This window comes from Cytobacillus oceanisediminis 2691, assembly GCF_007678455.1.
In the GTDB taxonomy this organism is placed as follows: domain Bacteria; phylum Bacillota; class Bacilli; order Bacillales; family Cytobacillaceae; genus Mesobacillus; species Mesobacillus oceanisediminis_A.
Genome location: NZ_VEEP01000011.1, coordinates 200664 through 223439, shown reverse-complemented (window position 1 = coordinate 223439; position 22776 = coordinate 200664). Strand labels below are relative to the sequence as shown.

Annotated in this window: 24 protein-coding genes; 6 read left to right on the top strand and 18 right to left on the bottom strand. The window is 42.2% G+C overall.

From position 1 onward, the window contains the following. Positions 1–115 precede the first annotated feature (115 nt). The 7 genes from FS736_RS20680 to FS736_RS20655 form a co-directional block, all read right to left on the bottom strand. Positions 116–1249, bottom strand: coding sequence for a glycerate kinase (locus FS736_RS20680; RefSeq protein ID WP_144480871.1), 1134 nt, complete (start codon positions 1247–1249; stop codon positions 116–118). Positions 1250–1573: 324 nt separating this feature from the next. Beyond that, positions 1574–2842: a GntP family permease gene (locus FS736_RS20675; protein WP_144480906.1), complete on the bottom strand. Its 1269-nt coding sequence runs from the start codon at positions 2840–2842 to the stop codon at positions 1574–1576. 121 nt (positions 2843–2963) lie between these two features. Continuing rightward, the gene (locus tag FS736_RS20670) at positions 2964–4076 is read right to left on the bottom strand and encodes a sugar diacid recognition domain-containing protein (RefSeq protein ID WP_144480869.1); all 1113 of its coding nucleotides are present in this window, start codon (positions 4074–4076) and stop codon (positions 2964–2966) included. Between the two features lie 88 nt (positions 4077–4164). After that, on the bottom strand, positions 4165–4302 hold the full coding sequence (locus FS736_RS24480) for a hypothetical protein (protein WP_186326874.1): 138 nt from the start codon (positions 4300–4302) through the stop codon (positions 4165–4167). Positions 4303–4922: 620 nt separating this feature from the next. Beyond that, on the bottom strand, positions 4923–5336 hold the full coding sequence (locus FS736_RS20665; RefSeq protein ID WP_144480867.1) for a CoA-binding protein: 414 nt from the start codon (positions 5334–5336) through the stop codon (positions 4923–4925). Positions 5337–5426: 90 nt separating this feature from the next. Continuing rightward, on the bottom strand, positions 5427–6731 hold the full coding sequence (locus FS736_RS20660; protein ID WP_144480865.1) for a purine/pyrimidine permease: 1305 nt from the start codon (positions 6729–6731) through the stop codon (positions 5427–5429). Positions 6732–6918: 187 nt separating this feature from the next. Next, complete coding sequence (locus FS736_RS20655) at positions 6919–8355, bottom strand: phospholipase D family protein (RefSeq protein WP_144480863.1); 1437 nt, start codon at positions 8353–8355, stop codon at positions 6919–6921. A gap of 276 nt (positions 8356–8631) precedes the next feature. On the opposite strand from FS736_RS20655, the gene plsY reads away from it, so the two are divergent. Beyond that, entirely contained in the window at positions 8632–9216 is a 585-nt protein-coding gene (plsY, locus tag FS736_RS20650; protein ID WP_144480861.1) for a glycerol-3-phosphate 1-O-acyltransferase PlsY, read from the top strand. Between the two features lie 48 nt (positions 9217–9264). Here plsY and FS736_RS20645 read toward each other — a convergent pair whose 3' ends face one another. Beyond that, complete coding sequence (locus FS736_RS20645) at positions 9265–10095, bottom strand: STAS domain-containing protein (protein WP_144480859.1); 831 nt, start codon at positions 10093–10095, stop codon at positions 9265–9267. A gap of 229 nt (positions 10096–10324) precedes the next feature. Here FS736_RS20645 and FS736_RS20640 point away from each other — a divergent pair, with 229 nt between their 5' ends. The 4 genes from FS736_RS20640 (at position 10325) to FS736_RS20625 (ending at position 13608) form a co-directional block, all read left to right on the top strand. Then, the gene (locus FS736_RS20640) at positions 10325–11293 is read left to right on the top strand and encodes a two-component system sensor histidine kinase NtrB (protein ID WP_144480857.1); all 969 of its coding nucleotides are present in this window, start codon (positions 10325–10327) and stop codon (positions 11291–11293) included. Positions 11294–11395: 102 nt separating this feature from the next. Further along, positions 11396–11581 (top strand): hypothetical protein, encoded by a 186-nt coding sequence (locus tag FS736_RS20635; RefSeq protein ID WP_144480855.1) that lies wholly within the window; start codon positions 11396–11398, stop codon positions 11579–11581. Positions 11582–12072: 491 nt separating this feature from the next. Next, on the top strand, positions 12073–13236 hold the full coding sequence (locus FS736_RS20630) for a CapA family protein (RefSeq protein ID WP_144480853.1): 1164 nt from the start codon (positions 12073–12075) through the stop codon (positions 13234–13236). A 78-nt stretch (positions 13237–13314) separates the two neighbouring features. Then, entirely contained in the window at positions 13315–13608 is a 294-nt protein-coding gene (locus tag FS736_RS20625; RefSeq protein WP_144480851.1) for a HesB/YadR/YfhF family protein, read from the top strand. Between the two features lie 22 nt (positions 13609–13630). Here the strand turns inward: FS736_RS20625 and FS736_RS20620 are convergent, their stop codons facing one another. From FS736_RS20620 to FS736_RS20580, 9 genes are all read right to left on the bottom strand, one after another. Beyond that, entirely contained in the window at positions 13631–13927 is a 297-nt protein-coding gene (locus FS736_RS20620; RefSeq protein WP_144480849.1) for a hypothetical protein, read from the bottom strand. After that, positions 13928–14371: an acyl-CoA thioesterase gene (locus FS736_RS20615; RefSeq protein ID WP_144480847.1), complete on the bottom strand. Its 444-nt coding sequence runs from the start codon at positions 14369–14371 to the stop codon at positions 13928–13930. A gap of 57 nt (positions 14372–14428) precedes the next feature. Then, positions 14429–16750, bottom strand: coding sequence for an AAA family ATPase (locus tag FS736_RS20610; RefSeq protein ID WP_144480845.1), 2322 nt, complete (start codon positions 16748–16750; stop codon positions 14429–14431). A 115-nt stretch (positions 16751–16865) separates the two neighbouring features. Next, positions 16866–17087 (bottom strand): small acid-soluble spore protein Tlp, encoded by a 222-nt coding sequence (gene tlp, locus FS736_RS20605; protein ID WP_144480844.1) that lies wholly within the window; start codon positions 17085–17087, stop codon positions 16866–16868. A gap of 207 nt (positions 17088–17294) precedes the next feature. Continuing rightward, positions 17295–17438, bottom strand: a complete 144-nt coding sequence (locus tag FS736_RS20600) for an acid-soluble spore protein N (RefSeq protein ID WP_144480842.1) — start codon at positions 17436–17438, stop codon at positions 17295–17297. A 67-nt stretch (positions 17439–17505) separates the two neighbouring features. Continuing rightward, the gene (locus FS736_RS20595; RefSeq protein WP_144480839.1) at positions 17506–17637 is read right to left on the bottom strand and encodes an FbpB family small basic protein; all 132 of its coding nucleotides are present in this window, start codon (positions 17635–17637) and stop codon (positions 17506–17508) included. Positions 17638–17806: 169 nt separating this feature from the next. Continuing rightward, positions 17807–18328, bottom strand: coding sequence for a peroxiredoxin family protein (locus FS736_RS20590; RefSeq protein ID WP_144480838.1), 522 nt, complete (start codon positions 18326–18328; stop codon positions 17807–17809). Between the two features lie 148 nt (positions 18329–18476). Continuing rightward, positions 18477–19526 carry an S-methyl-5-thioribose-1-phosphate isomerase gene (gene mtnA / locus FS736_RS20585; protein ID WP_144480836.1) on the bottom strand — a complete coding sequence of 350 codons (1050 nt, stop codon included), beginning with the start codon at positions 19524–19526 and terminating at the stop codon, positions 18477–18479. A gap of 125 nt (positions 19527–19651) precedes the next feature. Then, complete coding sequence (locus FS736_RS20580; RefSeq protein ID WP_144480834.1) at positions 19652–20542, bottom strand: LysR family transcriptional regulator; 891 nt, start codon at positions 20540–20542, stop codon at positions 19652–19654. A gap of 134 nt (positions 20543–20676) precedes the next feature. On the opposite strand from FS736_RS20580, the gene FS736_RS20575 reads away from it, so the two are divergent. Then, positions 20677–21963 carry an NCS2 family permease gene (locus tag FS736_RS20575; RefSeq protein ID WP_144480832.1) on the top strand — a complete coding sequence of 429 codons (1287 nt, stop codon included), beginning with the start codon at positions 20677–20679 and terminating at the stop codon, positions 21961–21963. 31 nt (positions 21964–21994) lie between these two features. On the opposite strand, the gene FS736_RS20570 is transcribed toward FS736_RS20575, so the two are convergent. Next, on the bottom strand, positions 21995–22543 hold the full coding sequence (locus FS736_RS20570; RefSeq protein ID WP_144480830.1) for a hypothetical protein: 549 nt from the start codon (positions 22541–22543) through the stop codon (positions 21995–21997). Positions 22544–22776 lie beyond the last annotated feature (233 nt).

Here is a 22776-nt window from a genome sequence, read left to right as displayed (position 1 = left end):
GTTTTTTTATTACTACCACGCTATAAGCTCTCTGGAACCCCCGGCATAGCCAGGGGTTTTCTAACACAGTAAAAAAACCGCGAGCTGCAGACAATCAGCATCGCGGTTTTTCTTTTTACTTGCTTAATTTGATCAGGGACGCTATATTCGCAGCAGTATTTCTAACATACGTACTGGCATTATTGAATGCATCCTCTAGAGATATCACACCTGGTACAACACTGAATAAAATATCGATTCCGTGTTCGTGGACAATTTCACTGTCCTGTGCAACATGGCCAGCAATTGCGATTACAGGGATGCCGTGCCGTTTTGCGGTCTTTGCTACCCCAATTGGGGTTTTGCCAAAAATCGTTTGTCCATCTATTTTCCCTTCTCCAGTAATAACAAAATCCGCATTTAAAAGTTGCTCTTCAAGCTTTGTAGCCTCAAGAACGATATCAACTCCTCTTTTCAAGTCTGCTGACAGGAATGCCAGCAGGCCGCTGCCGAGTCCGCCTGCGGCCCCTGCACCAGAAATATGTTCGATATCTTTTCCTAGATCTTTCCGGATAATTTCTGCGTAATGTTGAAGATTGCCATCCAATACTTCAATCATTTCTGCAGTTGCCCCTTTTTGCGGACCAAAAATATGGGATGCGCCTTTGGGACCGGTTAATGGGTTATCCACATCACAGGCCACTTCGATATTCACCGCGATCAAACGGCTATCTGCTTGCGTCATATCAATGGAAGCCAATTCACCAAGAGATCCGCCACCTTCGCTGATCTCATTTCCATCAACATTGAGGAACTTGATCCCGAGGGCTCTCGCCATTCCTGCTCCTCCATCATTCGTGGCACTGCCGCCAATTCCGATGATGATCTTTTCCACACCAAAGTCAAGGGCGGCAGAAATTAATTCTCCAGTGCCGCGCGTAGTGGTTACCAGCGGATTGCGTTTCTCCCTGGATACCAGATGAAGCCCTGAAGCTGCAGCCATCTCGATAATCGCGGTCTTTCCATCACCAGACAGGCCGAAAAATGCCTTAACTGGCTCGCCAAGCGGTCCTGTTACAGTTTTTGAGATTATCTTTCCCTTAGTTGCATCAACGAGAGATTGTACAGTGCCTTCACCGCCATCCGCCATTGGAACTTTTACAAAACTTGCTTCTGGCAAAATCTTTCTCATGCCTGCCTCGATCGCGCTTGCTGCTTCAAGTGCAGTCAGACTTTCCTTGAAGGAATCTGGAGCTATTACGATTTTCATACTTTGTTTCTCCTCTCATTTACTAACGGAGTAATGTGTAAGGAAGGTATGGAGTTTAAAATAATCCATATTGATTTTGTGAAAATATATTTTTTAATTTGGCTCTGTTAAGGCTGAATGTTGATTTTTAAACCCTGTTGATTGTAGTGGAAGGCGCGTAGACTCCTGCGGGCTCAACTGGTCAGGTGAGACCCCGCAGGAGCAAAGCGATGAGGAGGCTCAGCGCCAGTCCCGCGGAAAGCGAAGCGCCTGGAACGAAAATCAACAGCCTTAATTAACAGAGCCAATTTCAAAAAGGTTTCTGAAGAAATTTAACCGAAAAATCTATCCAAAGAACTTAAAGATTCCAAAAATCAGGGTTGAAACGATGGCAAGTGTCAAACCTATTGCAGTTTCATACGGAATCAATTTCAGACGCTCTTTAATCTCCATATTCACACTTCCTCCAGTTGCATGGAAAAAGCTTCCGTGCGGGAGGTGGTCAAGCACAGTTGCACCAGCATGCACCATTGCCGCACCCGCCAATGCAGTTACACCCATTTCTAAAATGGTGGTTCCAAATACCTGGGAGGCAACAGCTGTTCCAGCAGTAGTCGAAGCTGTAGCAGCAGACATAAAGATACCCGATACAGGTGCAAGAACGAAGGCCGGAAGTCCAAGTGCATCAAGACTGTTGATGAGAACATCCTTTAAGCCTGAATTCGCGATGATTCCCGCCAAAGTACCTGTACCCAGAAGCATGATAGCGACACCGGACATTTTCCCAAGGCCTGATACAGCATAGTCATTGATATGCTTGATTCGTCCCATTGCCAGTGCTCCTGCAATCCCGCCGGCTGGCAAGGCAATCATTGGATCAATGTTTATATCAAACAATGGTCGAAGGGCAAGCAGGATAATCGTCACTAATGGGGCGACAATCGCTGGCACCACAAGCGGCAGCTCCCCGTTAACTTTCGTTTCGCTTTCCTCAGCTGAAACGCTTGAACCTTTATGAACCAATTTTTTAGCTAAAATATACGTGACTGTAAGTCCAAATGCAGCTGGGATGATTCCTGCTGCCATGATTGAAGTCAATGGAACACCGAACGCATCGGATGCAGCAATGGCATTCGGATTTGGTGACATGATGTTACCGGCTTTACCCCCGCCAATCATCGCAAGCAGAATCGCAGTTTTTGAGATGCCTGCTTTGCTGGCAATTGCCAGGGCAATTGGAGCGACTGTGATAACAGCCACATCAATGAATACACCAACTGTCGTAAGGATCATCGTTGCAATTGCCAAAGCAAGCAACGCCCGAGTTTCCCCGACTTTTTTAACAATCGTTTCCGCAATGACTGCTGCTGCGCCTGATTCAATCAAGACCCCGGCCAGTACACCTGCAGCGAGGATGCGCAATACAGCAGGAATAATTCCTTTGGCGCCCTCCATCATCAAGGTAACCGTATTTGTAACATCGACGCCGCCAACGAGACCGCCAATCAATGCTCCGGCGATCATTCCGTAAGCAGGTGAAACTTTTTTCAGTATTAAGAATATAGCTACGATAAGGGCTACTAATGCGCCGAAAGCGCTTACTTGAATATCCAAGTTGTGTTCCTCCTTCAAATCTTTGATTACCTCAATTGTAAGCGCTATCTCATTCGATTTCATTGGTCAAACCACCAAAAAAAGATCTGTATTAATACAGATCTTTCGTGCATTTGCACAATCATTCAAGTTCATTATTGAGAAATGACAAGTAAAGATGAAGCAAATCCGTGGTTTTTCGAGGATCTTTGCCTGTTATTTCTGTTATCTTGTCTAATCTGTACCTAAGGGTGTTCCTATGGATAAAAAGCATTTTCGCAGCACTGTTCATATCACCATTGGTATCAATCAGTGCTCTTAATGACTCAGTCAATTCCCCTTTAGTATCCCTGGCTTTTAACCTTGTATAATAAGGCTCTAAACCCTCAGTCAATCCCATATTTGAAGCTGTTAGGAGGAAAACAGGCAGATAATAATCTTCATACACGAAGATATCTTTGTCAGGTGCTAATTTCTGGCCTGCTTTCAAGGTATGTTCAGCCTGTTGATAAGACATTGCCAATCCTGTCAATCCAGGGTGTTGTTGTCCAATACCTATTTTTATGTACACATCACTGGTTGATTTATAACTGTCGACCCATCCCTCTGCCAGTTTTCTAACCTGATTGGCACTTTGGGCGGAAGGCATCCTCTTTAAAATCACTATCCTGTCATGCTGCATAAGCAAAAGGTCATCCTTTTCCAGTCTGCCTTTAAGAAAGGTGAAGGTTTTCTTCCTGTCAGAAGTTAAAATAACCATCGCTATCCGAGGTAAATCCAGATTAATTCCCAAACGCATGGCCCTTTCCAGGAAAAGCGGATCCATCTTCCCTTGGGAATGGATAATTTGACTGACAAGCTCTTCCTTCAGCCTCTCATCCCACTGGATTTCATTCATTAGCACTGCTTGCTGCAGACTTAGTTCAGCAGCCATCCTGACAAGTTCACCAAAACTTCTGATTTCCTCAGGAGAACCAGTGATACCGATAACACCAACTATTTCTCCGTCAAAGCGAATGGGAAGGTTGATACCTGCCTTCACCCCATGGAGATTCTTTGCTTCTTTTTCTGTAATTTCATAGCCAGATCCCTGTTTGATGACATTGACAGCACCTTCATGTATATCATCGATTCGTTTCTGGTCCCCCGACCCAATGATGACACCCCGGTTATCCATTACATTGATATTTTTCCCGATGATTCCCATCGTCCTGTCAACAATCTCCTGAGCCAGCTGCTTGTCTAAAAAATCCATTCTACATTCCCGCCTCGCAAAACATATGTATCTACTTTATCACCATTACTTAATAAATATTATAAAACAAAGATTTTCTATTGATCATTTAATCTGAAGTGCATCCTGGTTCAGACAAATCAACGGCGATTACTCCTGATTTGTACGAAGTTGGCCCTGGTTCAGACAAAACGACGGCGATTACTCCTGGTTTTGTCCGAAGTTGACCATTGTTCAGACAACTCAACGGCGATCACTCCTGGTTTTGTCCGAAGTTGGCCCTGGTTCAGACAAAACGACGGCGATTCCACCAGGTTTTGTCCGAAGTTGGCCCTGGTTCAGACAAATCAACGGTGATTACTCCTGGTTTTGTCCGAAGTTGGCCCTGGTTCAGACAAAACGACGACGATTCCACCAGGATTTGTCCGAAGTTAGCCCTGGTTCAGACAAATCAACGGCGATTACTCCTGATTTTGTCCGAAGTTGGCCCTGGTTCAGACAAAACGACGGCGATTCCACCAGGATTTGTCCGAAGTTGACCATTGTTCAGACAACTCAGCCGCGATTACTCCTGATTTTGTCCGAAGTTGACCTTAGTTTAGACAAATCAACGGCGATTCCACCAGGTTTTGTCCGAAGTTGGCCCTGGTTCAGACAAAACGACGGCGATTCCACCAGGATTTGTCCAAGTTGAACAGTGTTCAGACAACTCAGCCCCGATTACTCCTGATTTTGTCCGAAGTTGGCCCTGGTTCAGACAAAACGACGACGATTCCACCAGGTTTTGTCTGAAGGCGACCCTAGCCTGACTAATAAATGCCGATAAAAGTAAAACGTGAGGAAGCTGTTCCTCCTCACGCAAAGATATTATTTAGTTAAAGCATGCTCTACCTTTATACAGCGATCCATGATCACGGTGTACCCTTTTTCTTTCAAAAAGCGATAAGCTTCTTCATTTTCGAGACCTAGCTGTGCCCAGAAGATATCCGCATCAATTTCTGCAAATTCCTTAGCGACGTCCATCAAATATTCCGACCTTCGGAAGACATTTACGATATCAACATGACCGTCTATTTCTTTAAGGGACTTTACCGCTTTTACGCCAAGTACTTCCTCCACTGCAGGATTCACTGGGATAATTTCATACCCTGCCTTCTGCATGGCTTCAGATACCATGTATGAAGTTCGCTGCGGATTATCACTTAAGCCCACTACCGCTATCCTTTTTGACTTTTTTAAAATCTTGCCGATTTCTTCACGGCTTGGATACTTCATTTCCATCCTCCATCACTCCAATGTTTAGTTTCTTTACTTTTATCCTACCCTCTAAAAGAATTATTTTAACTTATTAACCTGAAGAACAGTATACTATTAAGCTTCTTTAAAAGTTTGCATTTTCCTTTTCCTGGCTAATGAGAACTGGTCAGTTATAACTGCTATTAACGTCCCAAGAATCAAACCATTATTCAGGATTGAAACCATGATAGGAGGAACATGGCTGAATGCTTCTGCTGGTACAAACATGGACCCTACGCCTGCAAACAGGGAGGTTCCAATAACCGCCCGTGTCCTATGTTTGTCATTTTCCCGGTCGAATTCGGAAAATGCAATTCCAATCATATTAGCAAAGATCACAAACGTGACTGAATAGCCGACAGGTGCTGGCAATGCGGCAAATACAGACATGACTTGCGGCAGGAAGCTCGCTCCGATTATGAATAAAGAACTAATGATGAACGGCAGCAGCTTTGTGATTCTTGTTGTTGCGATAAACCCGGCTGCTCCTGAAATAGGCACAGAACCAATGGCAGAGAATAACCCTCCAAGGATCTGATTGATTCCGGCGGTATATCCGCTGGCACGGTAACGGTATTCACGATTATCAGCTCCCAGATCATTCAGCACTTGGCCTGTTACCCTGATGCTTGCGAGCATATTGGTTATGAGTAAGAAGGTGATGAATACAGAGGTTACCATCAGACCTGAATCATAAATAGGCGTCCCGAAAGCCAGAACATCCGGGAAAGCAAACACAGGTCCTTCATACCGATGAAAAGTCTCCCCTAAGTCAAGCAGTGAAAAAAGCAGCCAACCTGTACCCAAACTGATCAATATGGCATACTGACTGATTAGTTTTAAACGGTGACGGGTTAAGTAAAATGTTAAAGCAACCAGAAACAAGCTGAATAAAGCGACTGAAAGATTCACTTCGCTATTGCCTCTCCCAATCCCCATCATCCCCTTAAGAAATGAACCGCTTAATTGGATAACCAGCAGCAGCAGATAAATTCCACTGACAACAGGCGTGAACAATTTTGCCAGCTTGTCGATCAGCTTAAAAAAGCTTAACAGGAAAAAGACCACTCCGCTTACAATCATGGCGCCTTCCAGTGCCTGAAGGGTCTCAATATTAGAAGTGAACAAGGCAGTACTTAAACCTGCATAGATCGTGAAGACACCCCACCATAAACCGGCAGGTCTCTCGTTGATCGGCAGCCGGTGGCCGATCAAAGCCTGCAGAAGACTTGATATTCCCAATACAAACATTGTCCTTTGAACCAGGCCGGTTGTCTGTATTTCATTAAGATGAAAAACATCTGCAATCGCAATAGGGGCAACAATTGAGCCGGCAATAATAAAAGCCATCCACTGTATGGCTGAAAGAAAAGTTTTCATATGTGGATCTCCGTTCTAATAAGTTTCTAAATGTATAACCCATGTGCAGCACACTGATGCATTTAGTCTATAATAATATTTTAATTAAAGATATATATAAGGATGATTAGTTTTTGTCACAGGCATTCAAGGGCTTCCATCCAAGCTCTCAAACAAGAAAGGACACCCAGTGTCGGTGTCCTTTTGGTTAATAGCTGGTAAACCATAATATTCTTTGAATCCAGTAGACAATGTATTTAAATGGTGTCATTTTGTCCTTGTTTTCTTCATATTCTACTGTGTATACTGCAGATTCGTTATTCCAGATTTTCTTGAAATATTGGTCAACGTCCCTGGCGAGCTCACTGTCGGAAGGAGCGGATACTTTCATATTGGTTTCCAGATTTAGGTCAACCAGATTCCTTCGGGTAAAATTAGCTGATCCTCCTACTATGACATCCTTATCCTTACGGTCAAAATAAATCATTTTGGTATGATACTGTTCTTCTCCCGTCTTGTACCATTTAACCTCGATGTTATCACTGCCCAGATTTCTGATTTCTGCCGAAACCGGTATGTTTGGAAGACCGGTTTTCTGATTTCCAAAGGCATTTTTATTGGGATCGAGAATGATCTTTATTTTCGTACCTCGATCGGCCGCCTTGTCGATTTCATCAATAACGGATCTTTCAGCAAGATAGAACATTCCGATCCAAATTTGGTCACCCTCTTCACTTTTCTTCAACTCATTCAGGATATGTTTGAGAATCTTGCTTTCCGTCAGGACCTGGACTTCAAAGGGGCCAGTTTCTTTTTTTGGCATGTATTCAGGAAGCTCAGGCCCTCCCGAAAAGTCGGCGACAGCCTGTTCCGACTCGAGGATATCTCCGATAATATTTCCGCTTGTTTCAAGGGCGATATTCGAATGCAAACCGCTAGCATCATGAGGATTGGCAGATGTAATAATGGCCGTTTTTTCAGTCACAAACACTTTCCGATGATTCGCCTTTAGGTTCATCAATTCGAGATAAGAACGGATCGTTACATCAGGAGCATTCTTGGCCATGGGGTTCGGTATCCAGCCTTCACCGGATTGACCAAACCACTGAAAAAATAATCTCCAAACTGCTGAATATAGCGGATTGGAATCCCGCAAAGGGTCCAGGTCAGTAAAGACAACCTCGATTTCATTCTCCCTTAATTCTTTTAAAAATTTGGCTTTATGGGATCCATATGTCAGGTTGATTTCATCAGTAATGAAGACAATTCTGAGATTGGGATGTTTCTTCTTTTGGGCGATCAGTTTATCGGTGATGTTCCGGCTTAAGTCAGGAAATCCAAGATCCTCATTATAGTAATCATTGAACAGGAACATATCGAGGACGATGAAATCTTCTGCTTCTTCGATCCTCTTCAAAACAGTATCAAAAATTTCCTGTTCAGTTTTTCTTTTGCCATCTTTTCCTTGATAGGTAAGATCATATAAAAATCGCACATTCTTTGCCCTATGGACATCACCTTCGTAGGAAAGGCCTGGCGGAAGGTCTTTATGTGTATGATAATAGGCTGTCAGGAGAACCAATAACCCAATGAACAGCATGAACATAAGCTTTTTACTTTTTATCATATTCTTAAACTTCACCATCGGGCAGGACTCCTTAAACTTTGATAGTATACTTATTCACTTCTTAAGCAAGTTATAAACTTAGCAAGCATGCAGCCGGGAAATTAACTGATTCCAAATCGAACAAACTCTGCTATTTCTTCGAATAGCAAATCTGAGTATAAAAGAATATTCTAATTTAACAGTTTTGGAAAATATACTAAGCCGGATGAAACCTTTGTTTCAAGAATTACATGGTGTTTTCAGGAGAACGTGGTAAAATAAAAGAACCGTAAAATCTTTAAAGGAGAATATTTCATGGCATTAAATGCAATTATTATTATTCTAGCTTATTTGCTCGGATCGATTCCTTCTGGATTGATTGTGGGAAAAGTATTCTATGGCAAAGATATCCGTGAACATGGGAGCGGGAATTTAGGGGGCACAAACACATTCCGGACACTAGGTGTTAAAGCAGGAATGGCGGTGAGTATCGCTGATGTACTTAAAGGTACTCTTGCTGCAAGTCTTCCTTTACTTCTTGATGCTGAAATCCACACCCTGCTGGTTGGTATTTTTGCAGTAATTGGACATATGTACCCTATATTTGCGGGCTTTCGCGGCGGAAAAGCGGTCGCTACTTCCGGCGGTGTTTTGCTTGCCTATGTACCGGTTTTATTCTTGTTCATGCTGATCTTCTTTTTCATAAGCTTGTACATAACAAAATATGTTTCTCTTTCTTCCATTTTGACTGGGATTGCTGCCTTCATTTACTCACTTTTCACCCGGGATCTTCCTCTAATATTGGTCGTTGCGGTGCTGGCAACCTTCGTAATATACAGGCATAGGGCAAATATTAAGAGAATCCGAAATAAAACAGAACCAAAGATCACGTGGCTGTAAAACAGTCAAATAAAAAACCGGCAAACCAGATGATGGTTTGCCGGTTTTTTATTTGCGGACGACTCCAAAGGCCTTCAGCGCCTGTCCCAAATTGTTGTACATTTTTACATCATCAAACCTGATGCCGAGAGTTACAACTGAATGGGCAAGTTCAGGCCGGATACCTGTAAGATTCACTTCCACTCCAGTAAGCTTCAGACCGTCGATGATCTTGAATAGTTCCTGGGCCACCATAGTATCGACAATGAATACTCCTGAAAGATCCAGGATCAGGCAATCAACTTCCTGGCGGTTTGCTTCTCGCAAGGTATGCTCCCTTAGAACTCTTGCTCTATGGGTATCGATATCGCCTATAATCGGGAGCACTGCCACTCCATCAACGATTGAAATCACAGGAGTACTGAGCTCATCGATAACTGCTTGTTGTGCTTTTAACCTTTTATTCGCCAATCCTGTATAGGACGCAGAGAAAATAAGTATCAAATCATCTATAAATCCGTTGATGACTTTCCCTACCCTCATACCTTCTCCCATGGTAAGCTGACTATCATTTTCCGTTATGCTTATAAACTCATCCCACAGCACATCGCGAATGATATGAAAATGCTTAATCGATTCACTAAGTGAAAGTCCTTGCCGAACCTTGTCCTCACTTACCCTTGTTCCCCAATCAAGTATGTCCTGATCAACCGATTCTCCTTCCATAATCCTTTCTAATAAACGAATTAACTTTCCAATCTGTTCTTTATAGAGTTCGGATTGTGATTGTCTTGCAAGCTTCAGGAAGGTATCCGGCTGGTTGTCACTAATCGATTGGTGTATCTTGTCAACTAAATCTTTTTCTCTTTCCTTAAGCAAATCATTGAATACCTTTGTCATGTTATATCTCCTTTATAGTAATCACATTTGTTCTTTATTAAAATATTTTTGTTCTTTATAATGAATATTTTATTTTTAATGGTATAATTTATATAAAAATGTCATATATATCCGAAAGAAATCGAATTTGGCTGTCTAATTTAATATTGCGAATTCCTGATGAAATTACCCAAATACGTATGTTTTCAAACAACATGATGCAGTGAATTTTTTAAAAGAAGGGAACCAGATGAAAATGATGAATCCTTCCTCTGCCTATAGTTTTTACCCAATGATCGAACCGAATTCTTCGTTTCGAGCTGATTTCACATCACAGAACGGTTCACATATTTTCCCGCTAAGCACAGTTCTCCCCTCTGAAAACAAGTCAATAGCTTTTCGTAAATTAATGGTAAAAGATGAGTTAACCATTATGATTGACAAAAAGAAGGCTGAATTGGAAAGTGAACTTCAAAATTTAAACCAGGAGATTCAAGAAAAACAACAAATCTTAAAATCATTGAAAACCGCTTTGACCGATGTATCCAGAGACTTTCAATCTGTTTCTTCAAGCGCTCTGGCGGCCGGATTCGCCCATGAAATAAGGAACCCATTAACTACAATAAAAGGATTTATCCAATTATTGAAGCCTGAGCTTCAATCAACTGGCAAACAAGAACTGGCCGACGTTGCACTGGAGGAAATCAATCGGGCAAACAGCTTACTAACTGAATTCCTATCTGTGTTAAAACCAACTCCTGCTGTGAAAAAAAGGCTTCCAATCAACGGTCTGATAAAAAAAATGAAGGATTTGTATACAAGCGAGGCAATCCTGAAGGGGATCGACTTAAGTTTTGAACTTCCGGATGAGGAACTTTTTATAATGGCAGAGGAAAATTCAATAAAACAAGTCCTGCTCAATTTATTGAAAAATGCAATGGAGGCTGTCGAAGGAAGTGGGAGAAACGATGGAGCCGTTAAAATGATTGCTGGAAAGGATGCGGATTTTGCAACGATCAGTGTAATTGATAATGGAAGCGGAATTGATGAATGGAGCTTAAAGAAAATCTTCACCCCTTTTTATACAACAAAGGCAGAGGGAACAGGCATTGGACTGGCAATCAGCAAACAATTAATTGAAAATCACGGCGGTGAAATGAACGTCTATAATGAGTCTTCGAGAACAATATTCAAGATCTCTCTACCCGCCCTGTTGTAAACAGCTTTTCGATTAGTCAAAAAATTGTCAAATTGAATTCGGTCTAATTGTACGATTGTTGATAAAATAAAAATAAGAACACAGGAAAGAAGGCGGACTAGTATGGAAGAAGTTATGAAGCTGACAGACCAATTTGTTTATTCAACCACAACAGCCGATGTAACGACTCCAGATGACTTTATAGTTGAATTCCTGGCTGATTTACATGAACAATCGAATCCAAAGACTATTAAGATCAAGAATCTCGATGAGTTAATGGACTTTATAGAAAAAATGGATAGCGAATAAAATGCGGCTCTTGATTGAGTCGCATTTTCATATTTTCAGCAGTTTAAACTTACCCTTCCCAAACACATCCCTAATATAATCGAGCTTGATTCCATTAAAATAAACCAAATCATCCTGATGGATCAAGATGTCGACATCATCGAAAGTGTAGATTTGATCATTGCCTAATGGCCGCTCTTCCAGAGCAACTCTGAGCTGGGGGCCTCCTCAGCCAATTCCCATAGTGAGGCGGATAAAAAGTTTTTCTCCGTCGCTGCTTTCTTTGCGGATTGCATGTTCCAGTATTTTTTTGGCGCTCTCCGTTATCTTGAACATCATCCTCCATCCTCTCTTTCTGCATTTTTCTCACATCTTCGGGACATGAAAGAATCAAATTTTGACAAAAATTTGAATATCATAATGAAACATATATATTTAGCATCTATCTTATAATATATTATCTTTAGGGGCAAAAAAATAGATAAGCCTCATCAAATACTGGGGAGATTTCTATGAGAAAAAAGAAGAAAACTTTTTTTGGCATGATCTTGGTTACCGGATTAAGCATTATAGCAGGAACACTAACATTCCAGATGTATCATGAAGCACAGGCAAAAGAACCGAATTTGACAGTAATACAAAAAAAACATTCTGTGCGAAGTATGGATGTATCCGGTAAAAATTTTGAGGAAACCGTGAAATTAGGGGCAATCGGCGATATTCTGATTCATGATACGGTTTATGAAGACGCTCTTACTAATTCAGGATATGATTTTAAACCGATGTTAACCAATGTTAAACAGCAATTAACGGAGCCTGACCTTCTGCTGGCCAATCAGGAGACCATTCTTGGCGGGGTCGAAATTGGTTTATCCAGCTATCCGGCGTTCAATAGTCCTGTTGAAATTGGGGATGCACTGATCGACACTGGTGTCGATATTGTTTCCAATGCCAATAATCATTCCCTGGACCGTTCTGAAAAAGGCGTCATGACCTCCTTACGAAATTTGGAAGCTGCCGGGCTGCCTTATGTGGGTTCTTTCAAGGATGATGCTGACAAGAATAAATTAAGGATATTGAATAAAAACGGTATTCATATATCTTATTTGTCATACACCTATGGAACAAATGGGATTCCGGTACCCTTCGGCAAAGACCACCTCGTCAACCTGATTGACCGCGAGGTAATGAAAGCTGAAATCCACCGTGCCAGAGAGGAGTCGGATGTGGTTGTCATGAGCATTCACTGGGGAAATGAATACCAGCGCTTTCCGACAGATGATCAAAGAGAACTTGCTCAGTTCCTCATCGACGAAGGTGTAGATATCATCTTCGGACATCATCCGCACGTCCTTCAGCCAATGGAATGGGTGACCGCCTCTGACGGCAGAAAGGGTCTTGTAGTGTATTCTCTCGGTAATTTCCTGTCTGGTCAAATGTGGGATTACAAGGATATTGGAGGCCTCGCAACGGTGGAGGTTACAAAGCGCATCACTCCCGATGGTACTGATATTGCTTTGCAGAATCCAGAATTCCTTCCTACCTTCGTTTCCAGCAGCAGACAAAGCCATTACAGGGTGGTACCTTTGAAGGAAGCAGGGAGATTCGGTCTTGCCGACGCAGAAAATAAATATAACGAAATCATGCATCATATGACACAATACATTAAAAAATAATCCTGTAAGTGCCTGGCAAATGATGACCGGGCATTGCTTATGTTATAATCGGGGCATCTGGTATGGAAGGAGAACGATATGGAAATTACAATCAATGACGATGCGGCAGCCTGGTATGAAAACGAAATGGACCTTTCCACCGGAAGCTATTTACGCTTTTTTGTACGGTATGGAGGCTTCAGTTCGATTCAAAAAGGTTTTTCACTTGGCGTTTCGAAAGAGGAACCCGATCATATCGGCGTGAAAACAGACAAAAACGGAATCACTTATTATATTGAAGAAAAAGACATTTGGTATTTTGACGGCCACGATATGGTAGTGGATCTTCACCCTGTTGGCCAGGAACCCGAGTTTAAATTTGAAAAAAAATAAGGCGGGCGCATGTGCGCCTGCCTTATTTTTTGCCAAGAAAATTCTTAATGCCTTCCTTTTTCAATACCTCTTCCTGTTTCATGCCAAAGAGGTCGAAATGCGGGTAATCAGGTTTTCTATTGTCAATCCATTCAGGGCTGAGACCGTATTTTCTCCCCCACTCTGCCAACTTTTCAATGTCCCTGCACCCTGCTTTTGTCACCGTGGTACAACCAGGAAAACGGTCATCTATCCAGTAGTGAGTGAGAAAGGCAATCTCTCCTTTGTGGATTTTCTCTTTCCACTCTGCTAGTTCATGCTTTTTGATCCCGAATGCCAATCAGACCTGCTCCTTTTCATTCTCAGGCTTTTTCATGGCTTTTAGATAAGCTTCATGCCAGTCAGGAAAAGACCTTTTTAATGAAATGGGCCGGAAACTGTCCTTTTTGACACAGACGTGCTTTGAGCTGCCAGTGAGTGCAAGTTGACCTTCGCCATTAAAAATTTCATAATTATAGACAGAACGGAGACCATCATATTCTTCCACCCATGTCCTGATTGTGGCAGTATCCCCATACCGCAAAGGTTTTTTATAAGAAGCCTGAATATCAAGGACAGGCGAGATAATGCCTTCCTTCTCCATCTCAGCATAATTAAAACCGAGCTCTTTAATCAATTGCGTCCTGCCCAGCTCCATCCAAACCAGATAATTTGCGTGATAAACTACACCCATCTGGTCTGTTTCTGCATATCTAACCTCTATTTCTCTTGATGAAATCTGCATCCTCATTCCCCTTCTGCTGCTAGATTGTCTTGTTCAATAAAAATTTTCGAAACATTATTATGACAGTATTTTTGACAGCGCCGCTTCAAAATCCTGTTTCTCCAAGTATATAACATCCTGGTCCAAGTTCTCTACCGATCCGCCGCCCATCAGGCGATAGGCTTGAGACTGTATGGTTTCGTCCACCAGATTTGTAGCAAACCTTCCGTTCCCCTTAATCTCTGTTTCGGAAAGCTTTTCTGATAAAAAACCAATGGCCTGATCATTGATTTTATACTGATATTTTCCGGCATAGTTCCTGATAATGAGCAATAATTCATCGACACTATAATCAGGGAAGTGAAAAAACTTCTTGAAGCGTGATCGAAGGCCTGGATTGCTTTCCAACAGCAGATCCATCTCGGCAGGATAGCCCGCCAGGATGACGACAAGGTTTTCATTATGCCTGGTCATCTCATCCACAAGCGTATCGATCACTTCTTTGCCAAAGTCACCTGAGCTTTGACCAAGCAATGAATAGGCCTCATCTATAAAAAGAACTCCGCCAAGTGCCTCACGGATTTTTTTCTTTGTCTTAATGGCTGTCTGGCCTACATAACCAGCGACAAAATCCGCGCGGCTGCTGGTGATCAGATGTCCCCGCTTTAACATCCCGCATTCTTTTAACAGTTCAGCGTAAATCTTTGCGACAGTTGTTTTTCCGGTCCCGGGGTTCCCGGTGAAGACAGAATGCAGCTGGATTGGGACAGCGGGCAGCCCTTTTTCCTTTCGGAGCTGCTGCATCCTTACGAAAGAAATAAGCGAGGTGACTTCTGATTTTACCGTATCCAATCCTACTAATGCCTGGAGGCGATCAAGCGGTGGTTCTGCTGAAGGCTTTGAAGAAGATTCAAAGTCTGCTTTTTCCAACAACGTATATGTTGAAAAATCATCCTCTTCAGACTTTCTTGAGCCTTTTTTAAATATAGCTTCCAATACAAGGTTACGCACTGTTCGTGCATTGCCAAATGTATCATCAACTCTTTCCTTTTCAATTCTGTCCCTTAGCTCAAGCTTTGCAGGTTCAGTCATGGCGTAATCATTATCCCGCGCTGCCTGCTCGGCAATCTCCATCAGTTCATCTTCCGTATAATCAGGCAGATGAATAAAATTCGATTGCGGGAAACGAGACCTTAATCCTGGATTTGCATCGAGAAACTGGCGCATTTCTTCTGGATATCCAGCAAGGATTACCGCAAATTTGCCGCCATATTCATTTCCAGTCATTAAGGATACCAATGTATCGATTGCAGTTTGGCCATAATCATTCCCTGTCTGGCCTTCACGCTTAAGACTATATGCTTCATCGATGAATAACACACCGCCAAGAGCCTGTTCGACAATTTTGCGTACGTTTTCCTCGGTCTGCCCAACATAAGCGCCGACTAACTGTGAACGGTCAGCCTCGATGATTTCTTCTCTCGGCAAAACACCAAGTTGATGATAAATTTTTGCAAGCAATCGTGCAAGCGATGTTTTTCCTGTTCCTGGATTGCCTGTCAGCACCATATTCAAGCTTTGGTCATCTTTTGTTTGCAGTCCAAGTTCTTTTCGCTTTTGCTGATATTTGAGGAAACGATAAAAATCATTCACTCTCTCTTTTACGGATTCCAGGCCAACCATCTGATTTAGTTCAGCCAAAGGATCCGTTTCCGACTGGTTTTGAAACTCCATATCCTCGGCGAATTCTTCTTTCCATTGAAGCTTGATTTCATCAAGGTTATGAAGTCTTTTTTTCATTTCTTCATAGTGGACTGCTGTATGGAAAACGCCCGTTACCGACTCTTCATATAGTTCTGTTGCTTTCAGGAGTGCTGCTGTTTCATCGATTGCCTTTTCGAGTAATTCTGTCAGCCTGCCGAATTTTCGGCTTAAATCGGAACCATCTCCTGGTGTCTGTTCCTTTAGCTCATCCAGCACTTCTTCGGCATGTCCAAGGAATTGCTGGGAAATATCGATGTATTGTTCTGCTGTTTTCTTTTTCAGTGCCCGATTGTCTGTTTCCCTGATCCGAGGGTAGACCAGGTTTTCGAACAAATTCCCTTTATTCTTCCATTGGTTTGACGCAAGCAGGGATTTAGCTTTTTTGTTAGAAGCATCTTGCTCAACCGCTGATTTCAGCCACTCAAGGACAAGTGAATCAAATCCGTTCCGTTTAGCTCTTGATTGAGCTGCCAGCGTCAAAACATGTGACAGTTTTGTCGGCGCTTCACTTTTTGTCAGTACTTTAATGGCTGTAATCAAACCAGCTTCATCACGAATGAAACCCTTAGAATGTATTTCTTCCTCCCAAAGTAACAGCTGTTCATCTAAAGGGATTTGCTTTTTGTGTTGTTCCATACGAATCACTTCTTTATCTATAATTTAACGAATGCCATTTCAACTTTACATTCCGTATATTAACACATTTTCCCGCAAACGAAAAAAGACCCGCCTTTACGACGGGTCTCTCCCCTTACTGCTGTCTGTTAGCTTCATCCTTAATTTCTGCCCTGAAGGCATCAATACTCTCACGGCGGCGCTCATTCTTCTCCTGAATCCGCTGCTGGTCTTCAGGACTCGAATTATTCATTGCAGCCTCAGCATCTTCCATGTTCGCAATGGTGTGATGGATCATGGACTGCAGCTTTTCTACATTATCACTGCGATCGTCTGGCTTAGGTGTATGGTTTGCCATTGTCATGTACCTCCTTTTAAAAAGTACAACAATAGTATGTGATGAATGAAAGTGAATATAAGCGGAAAACAGTGGATACTTTTTCGACAAGGATTTTATCGCAGATATTGTTGCTTTCTGGGTCTAAGGCATCGGGTACGGCATTTTGAGAGAAATTAAATAAAAAATAAAAGCCTGCCATCTATTCGGCAGGCGTGGTTCCAAGATCTATTCACCTTTAGTCTGGATTACCTGTGCATGTTCTCCAGATTTATCATTCATCTTCTTGCCCTTGTTACCGCTGAAACCGCGCGGCTGGGTTCCAAGGTGGCTCGGAACATGGTGCTTGCTGTCCCTTTTAGGATTACTCATGACCATCCCTCCTCTAGATTAAGTTTTACCAGAAGAAGAGTTAATCATGAATGGTAATGTATGAAAATTACTCAGCTTTACCTAAGTGTTTTTGCTCTAATTTTGCCTCGATTTTTTCGAGTGCATCACGGTCATTCAGAAGTTGACGTTTATTTTCCATAACTAGCTCTTGAAAAGAACGTTTTCTAGGTTTCCTCATCGTGTTCACCATCCTTTATCATCATTCTAACAGTTATTATGTCCGGAAACGGTTGCAATTATTACAACTTTTTGAAAATTTAATCGTATTTTTATTCATACCCTTATTTTCCGGGTACTCCCCATGCAATTTTTCCCATAAAAAAACACCAGGAAGGGTACCTGATGTGTCATTTTAACAGTTCTTCCATTTGCTCATAACTCATGGAACCAATATGCTTTTTTAAAATCACTCCATTTTCGTCAATAATATAGGTAGTCGGAATTGAAACAATCTGGTATGTCTGCTGTGTCGTGCCAGATGCATCAAGCAAGATCGGAAATGACAGCTTATTTTTTTCAGCAAATGCTTTTACATCATTTTGGGGATCCAGATTAATGGCGAGAATTTCTATCTCCTCTGAGTGATTTTTGTAAAACTTCTCCATCGCAGGCATTTCCTCTTTACATGGCGGGCACCATGTAGCCCAAAAGTTAATCATAATCTTCCTGCCCTTATATTCCTTAAGATCAACCTTTTCCCCTGCAAGGTTTTTTAAGGTAAAAGGTGGTGCCATCAAACCAATATCGATGCCAGAAGATGTGGTTGAAGCCTGAATGGCGTCAGGGTCATCTGCCTTATAAAAATGCTGATAAACAGCAAACAAAAGCAATCCAGCAAGAATCCCAGCACCAATCGCCTTTTTAATCATGAAGTACCCTCCTTAGACTTAGTTACAAGTAGGTTATCCCAAGTATACTAAGATAATGAAAGTGGATATGTCAGAATATATGATGATTGTGTGAACTATATCGTTGCAAATAAAAAACCGGAGATCATATCTCGGGCGGTCTTCCTCATTATTTTTCAAAAAGACGCGGCAATTCCTCGCTGTAATTTCCGCGCATGATTCCTTTTTCGGTGATGATGGCTGTTATTAAATGATGAGGTGTGACATCAAAGGCTGGATTGAAAACTTTGACTCCTTCAGGAGCAGTTGCTTTCCCGAATCCGGCAGTGATTTCTTCTGCAGCACGCTCTTCAATTGGAATGTCTTCACCTGTTTTGGTTTCAAGATCGATGGTTGATAACGGCGCTGCCACGTAAAACGGAATATTGTGGGCTTTTGCCAGTAAGGCAACACCGTAAGTACCAATTTTATTTGCGACATCCCCGTTGGCGGCAACGCGGTCGCAGCCGACAATGACTGCCTGCACTTTGCCCTGTTGCATTACCATTGCCGCCATGCTGTCAGTTATAAGAGTCACATCGATCCCAGCCTGCATCAACTCCCAGGCGGTCAGTCGGGCTCCCTGCAGCAATGGACGCGTTTCATCGGCAAATACCTTTATATCCATGCCTCTTTCCTTCGCCAAATAAATCGGCGCCAGGGCAGTTCCATACTTTGCTGTCGCAATCCCGCCTGCGTTACAGTGAGTCAGGACTGTCATCCCATCTTGAAATAAACTTAACGCATTTTCACCTATGGAGCTGCAGACATTTTCATCTTCCTGGCGAATGGTATGAGCTTCTTCGATCAGCAATTTCTTAATACTCGTTACAGGTTTCCCGTTTTCAGCCTTGGCGCGTGCATCCATCCTATTTAGAGCCCAGAACAAATTGACTGCAGTCGGCCTGGAGGTGGCTAAATAATCTGCCTTTTCCTTGAAATACTCATAAAATGTCTCAAAGTCTGACTCAGGTGCGTCTTTGATGCCGAGAGCCAGTCCGTAGGCAGCTGCAATGCCAATTGCTGGAGCCCCTCTGACTTTTAGCTGTTTAATCGCGTCCCATACATCCTCTATATCCGTGATTTCCAGGAATTCTGTCACCTGTGGAAGTTTTGTTTGGTTCAATATGTAAAGCTTTTCATCGTCAAATTTTACCGACTGTAAAAATATCTCCTCCATGCTGCTGCTCCTCCTTCTGCATTAACACAATTTTGAAACTAAATATCATTTTACCAATTTTCAGGCATTGAGCAAGTGAAATATTAAGTGGGCGTAGTTTTCATATTTATAAATATAAGATGCACTCAATCAATGTTATGATCATGAATACCAAGCTGCTGTTTCACCAGTTCGATGAAATTACGTGCTGGCCGGGATAGATGGTGCTGCTTCAGCCAGATCAACCCTATCGATGAAGTCAGGGTCGAATCTGTTATTTCTCTGGCATACAAATTATTTTGGCCGTATGACCGGAATACCGATTCAGGAACGATGGTCGCGCCAATCCCTGAAGAAACCAGCTTCATCAGGATATTCATGTCAGAACACTCAGAAATGATCTGCACAGGCAGCTGCGCTTTTGTTATGGCCTCATGGATGATATTATAGCTCCCAAGTCCCTCTGTCGAAGGAAGGATGAGCGGGAACCGGCTGATCGTTTCAAATGATATACTTTCATCAATCTTCTCCCTGCAAACAAACACAAATGGCTCATTATACAAATGAAGATAACTTAAATCATGATGAGACAAGGGAAGTCTGACAAGCCCCAATTCAATAGAGCGATTTCTTACAAGTTCAGCCAGGTAGGCAGAATCATTTTGGACAATACGCAAATAAACCAGAGGAAACAAAGAATGGAATTCGTCAAGCCATTCCGGAAACTGGGGAACGGAAAGTGTATTGATTCCCACTGATAAATTCCCTTTCCTGCCTTCATCGGTTTCTTGAAGTTCATTTTTTACTTCCTCAAATGAATGGACAATATTGAGTGCATGCCGGTAAAGCAATGTTCCTTTATCAGTCAGCTCCAGTTTCTTTCCATGCCGTTCAACGAGCATTACTCCCAATTCTTCTTCCATTTGTTTCAATTGAAGGCTTAACGGAGGTTGTGACATATGAAGACGATGTGCAGCCGCTGTGATGTTTTTTTCCTCCGCAATCGCAATGAAATAACGCATTTGTCTAATATCCATGTAATCCCTCTATTTAAAAAAGATATGATTAATATATAAATTATATATTTTCAATATACCAATTGTCTATGTTACGATATTTTCATTCGTTTCAAAGCGAAAAAATTTATCTATATAAAGAGAGAGGAGAAAAAATGGATAAATTATTTCAATTAAAAGCACATGATACAACAATCGGAAAAGAGTTTTCAGCTGGCCTGATCTCTTATATAACTGTTGTGTATATCATCATTGTCAATGCTACCATTCTGTCAGCAGCTGGAATTCCTTTGGAAGCTGGAATCATTGCCACCATTTTGACCGTTTTCGCTGGCTGCCTGCTCATGGGTTTCTGGAGCAATACACCTATTTTGGTGATTCCGGGAATGGGATTGAATGCGATGTTTACATACACAATCGTACAGTCAGGGGGCTTTGCATGGCAGGAAGCACTTGCCATGGTGTTTGTTTCCGGGGTTATTTTCATGTTATTAGCTTTCACTCCACTGGCAAAAACGATTGTCTCGTCCATTCCTGATTCCCTGAAGGAAGCCATCACTGTTGGTATCGGCATCCTATTAATCCTGATCGGTTTCGATAATAGCGGAATCATTACAAGTTCGGAACATACTTTACTTGCAATCGGAGACCTCAGCAGTTCAACAGCCCTCATCACTTTGATCGGATTGGTTGTCACTGTCGTATTATTCATTAAAAATGTGCCCGGCAACCTTTTGCTAAGTATCGCATTCACAGCAGCACTTGCCTTGATTTTTGGTGATTTCAAGGGTGATGGAGCGTCATGGAGTATGCCATCATTCAAAGGGTATATGGCAGTGTTTGGTCAAATGTCGTTTGCCAAAGCGGGTGATTTTGTTTTTTGGCTTACTGCTTTTTCATTGGCAATGGTTGTTATCTTCGAAAATATTGGCTTGATCCATGGACATACAAAGATGCTAAACCAGACACAAAAATCCAGGAAAGCTTTACAGGCAAATGCAATTTCAGTAGCCACAGCCGGAATTTTCGGGACTAGCCCTACCGTTGCATCTGTCGAAAGTGCTGCCGGAATTGCTGCTGGCGGACGGACTGGATTAACGAGCATCGTAACTGGTGTCCTATTCCTGGCGTCCATTGTATTAATCCCTGTTATTAAAATGGTACCGGAAAGCGCAGTCTCTCCTGTCTTAATTTTAATAGGTGTACTAATGCTGCAGAATATTACCAACATCAAGCTCGATGATTTACTTGAAAGCTTCCCTGCTCTGCTGATCATTGTCCTGATTCCGCTGACATATAGCATTGCAGACGGAATGGCGATTGGTTTTATCCTTTATCCCTTAATGAAGCTATTAATGGGGAAAGGCCGGGAGATCCAGCCTGCACTCTATATGATTGCCTTGCTGTTCCTGGGTAACTTTGTTTTGCAATATGCTCTATAATGAGAAAAACAGCCCTGGGTCCAGGGCTGTTTTAGTTTGCTCTTTTTAGAATATAGGATGAAGGATTCATATAAACATTCGGAATAAACTTGGAAGCTTCTTGCAGCAGATGGATCTGAGCTGCCTGTGCCTGGTCAACTGTCCCCATTCCATACATCTTCAATGACCGTTCAAGGACAAGCATCGGTTCGTAGCCATTTACATAATAGAGACTCTCACCAGTGGCAGGATAATAGGATTCAAGCGGCTTTATGTTGGAAATGATGTGATATTGAGCTTTACCTTTTTGAGAGTAACCAGCCACCACCGCCTCAAAGGGACGGCCATCTGCAGGAAGCAAAGGATTATTGATTGATGACTGGATTGATTCAGCCAGTTCTCTGAGACTGAATCCTTGTTTAATAAGGGTTTCAGCGGCATCTGCTGCCATCACCGCATATTCCTCATCACCTGAAAAAGCAATGAACGCTGTATCCGGTATCAATTCTTTGAAATGGATGTCATCAGTCATCTGCTGTATCCCCAAATCAGTAACCAATGAAATAAAATCTTCTCTTGCTACTATTGATACAAGGCCCATAGAAATCACTCCTTATGTTCCACCTACCTTAAACATACCTCTTTGGCAGCAAATTTCAATAGGAGAGTTTGTCGATTTATCAGAAGTTTTCGTGAATTTTGTAGGATATGTGGAAAAGATAAATTTCCTCTGGTGTAATAGTGGTGGGAACTATGTTTAATAGAAGTTTTATTCTATTAACAGGAGTACTAAGTGAAGAAAACCATAACGTAACCAGGTGAAAACCGCTTCCA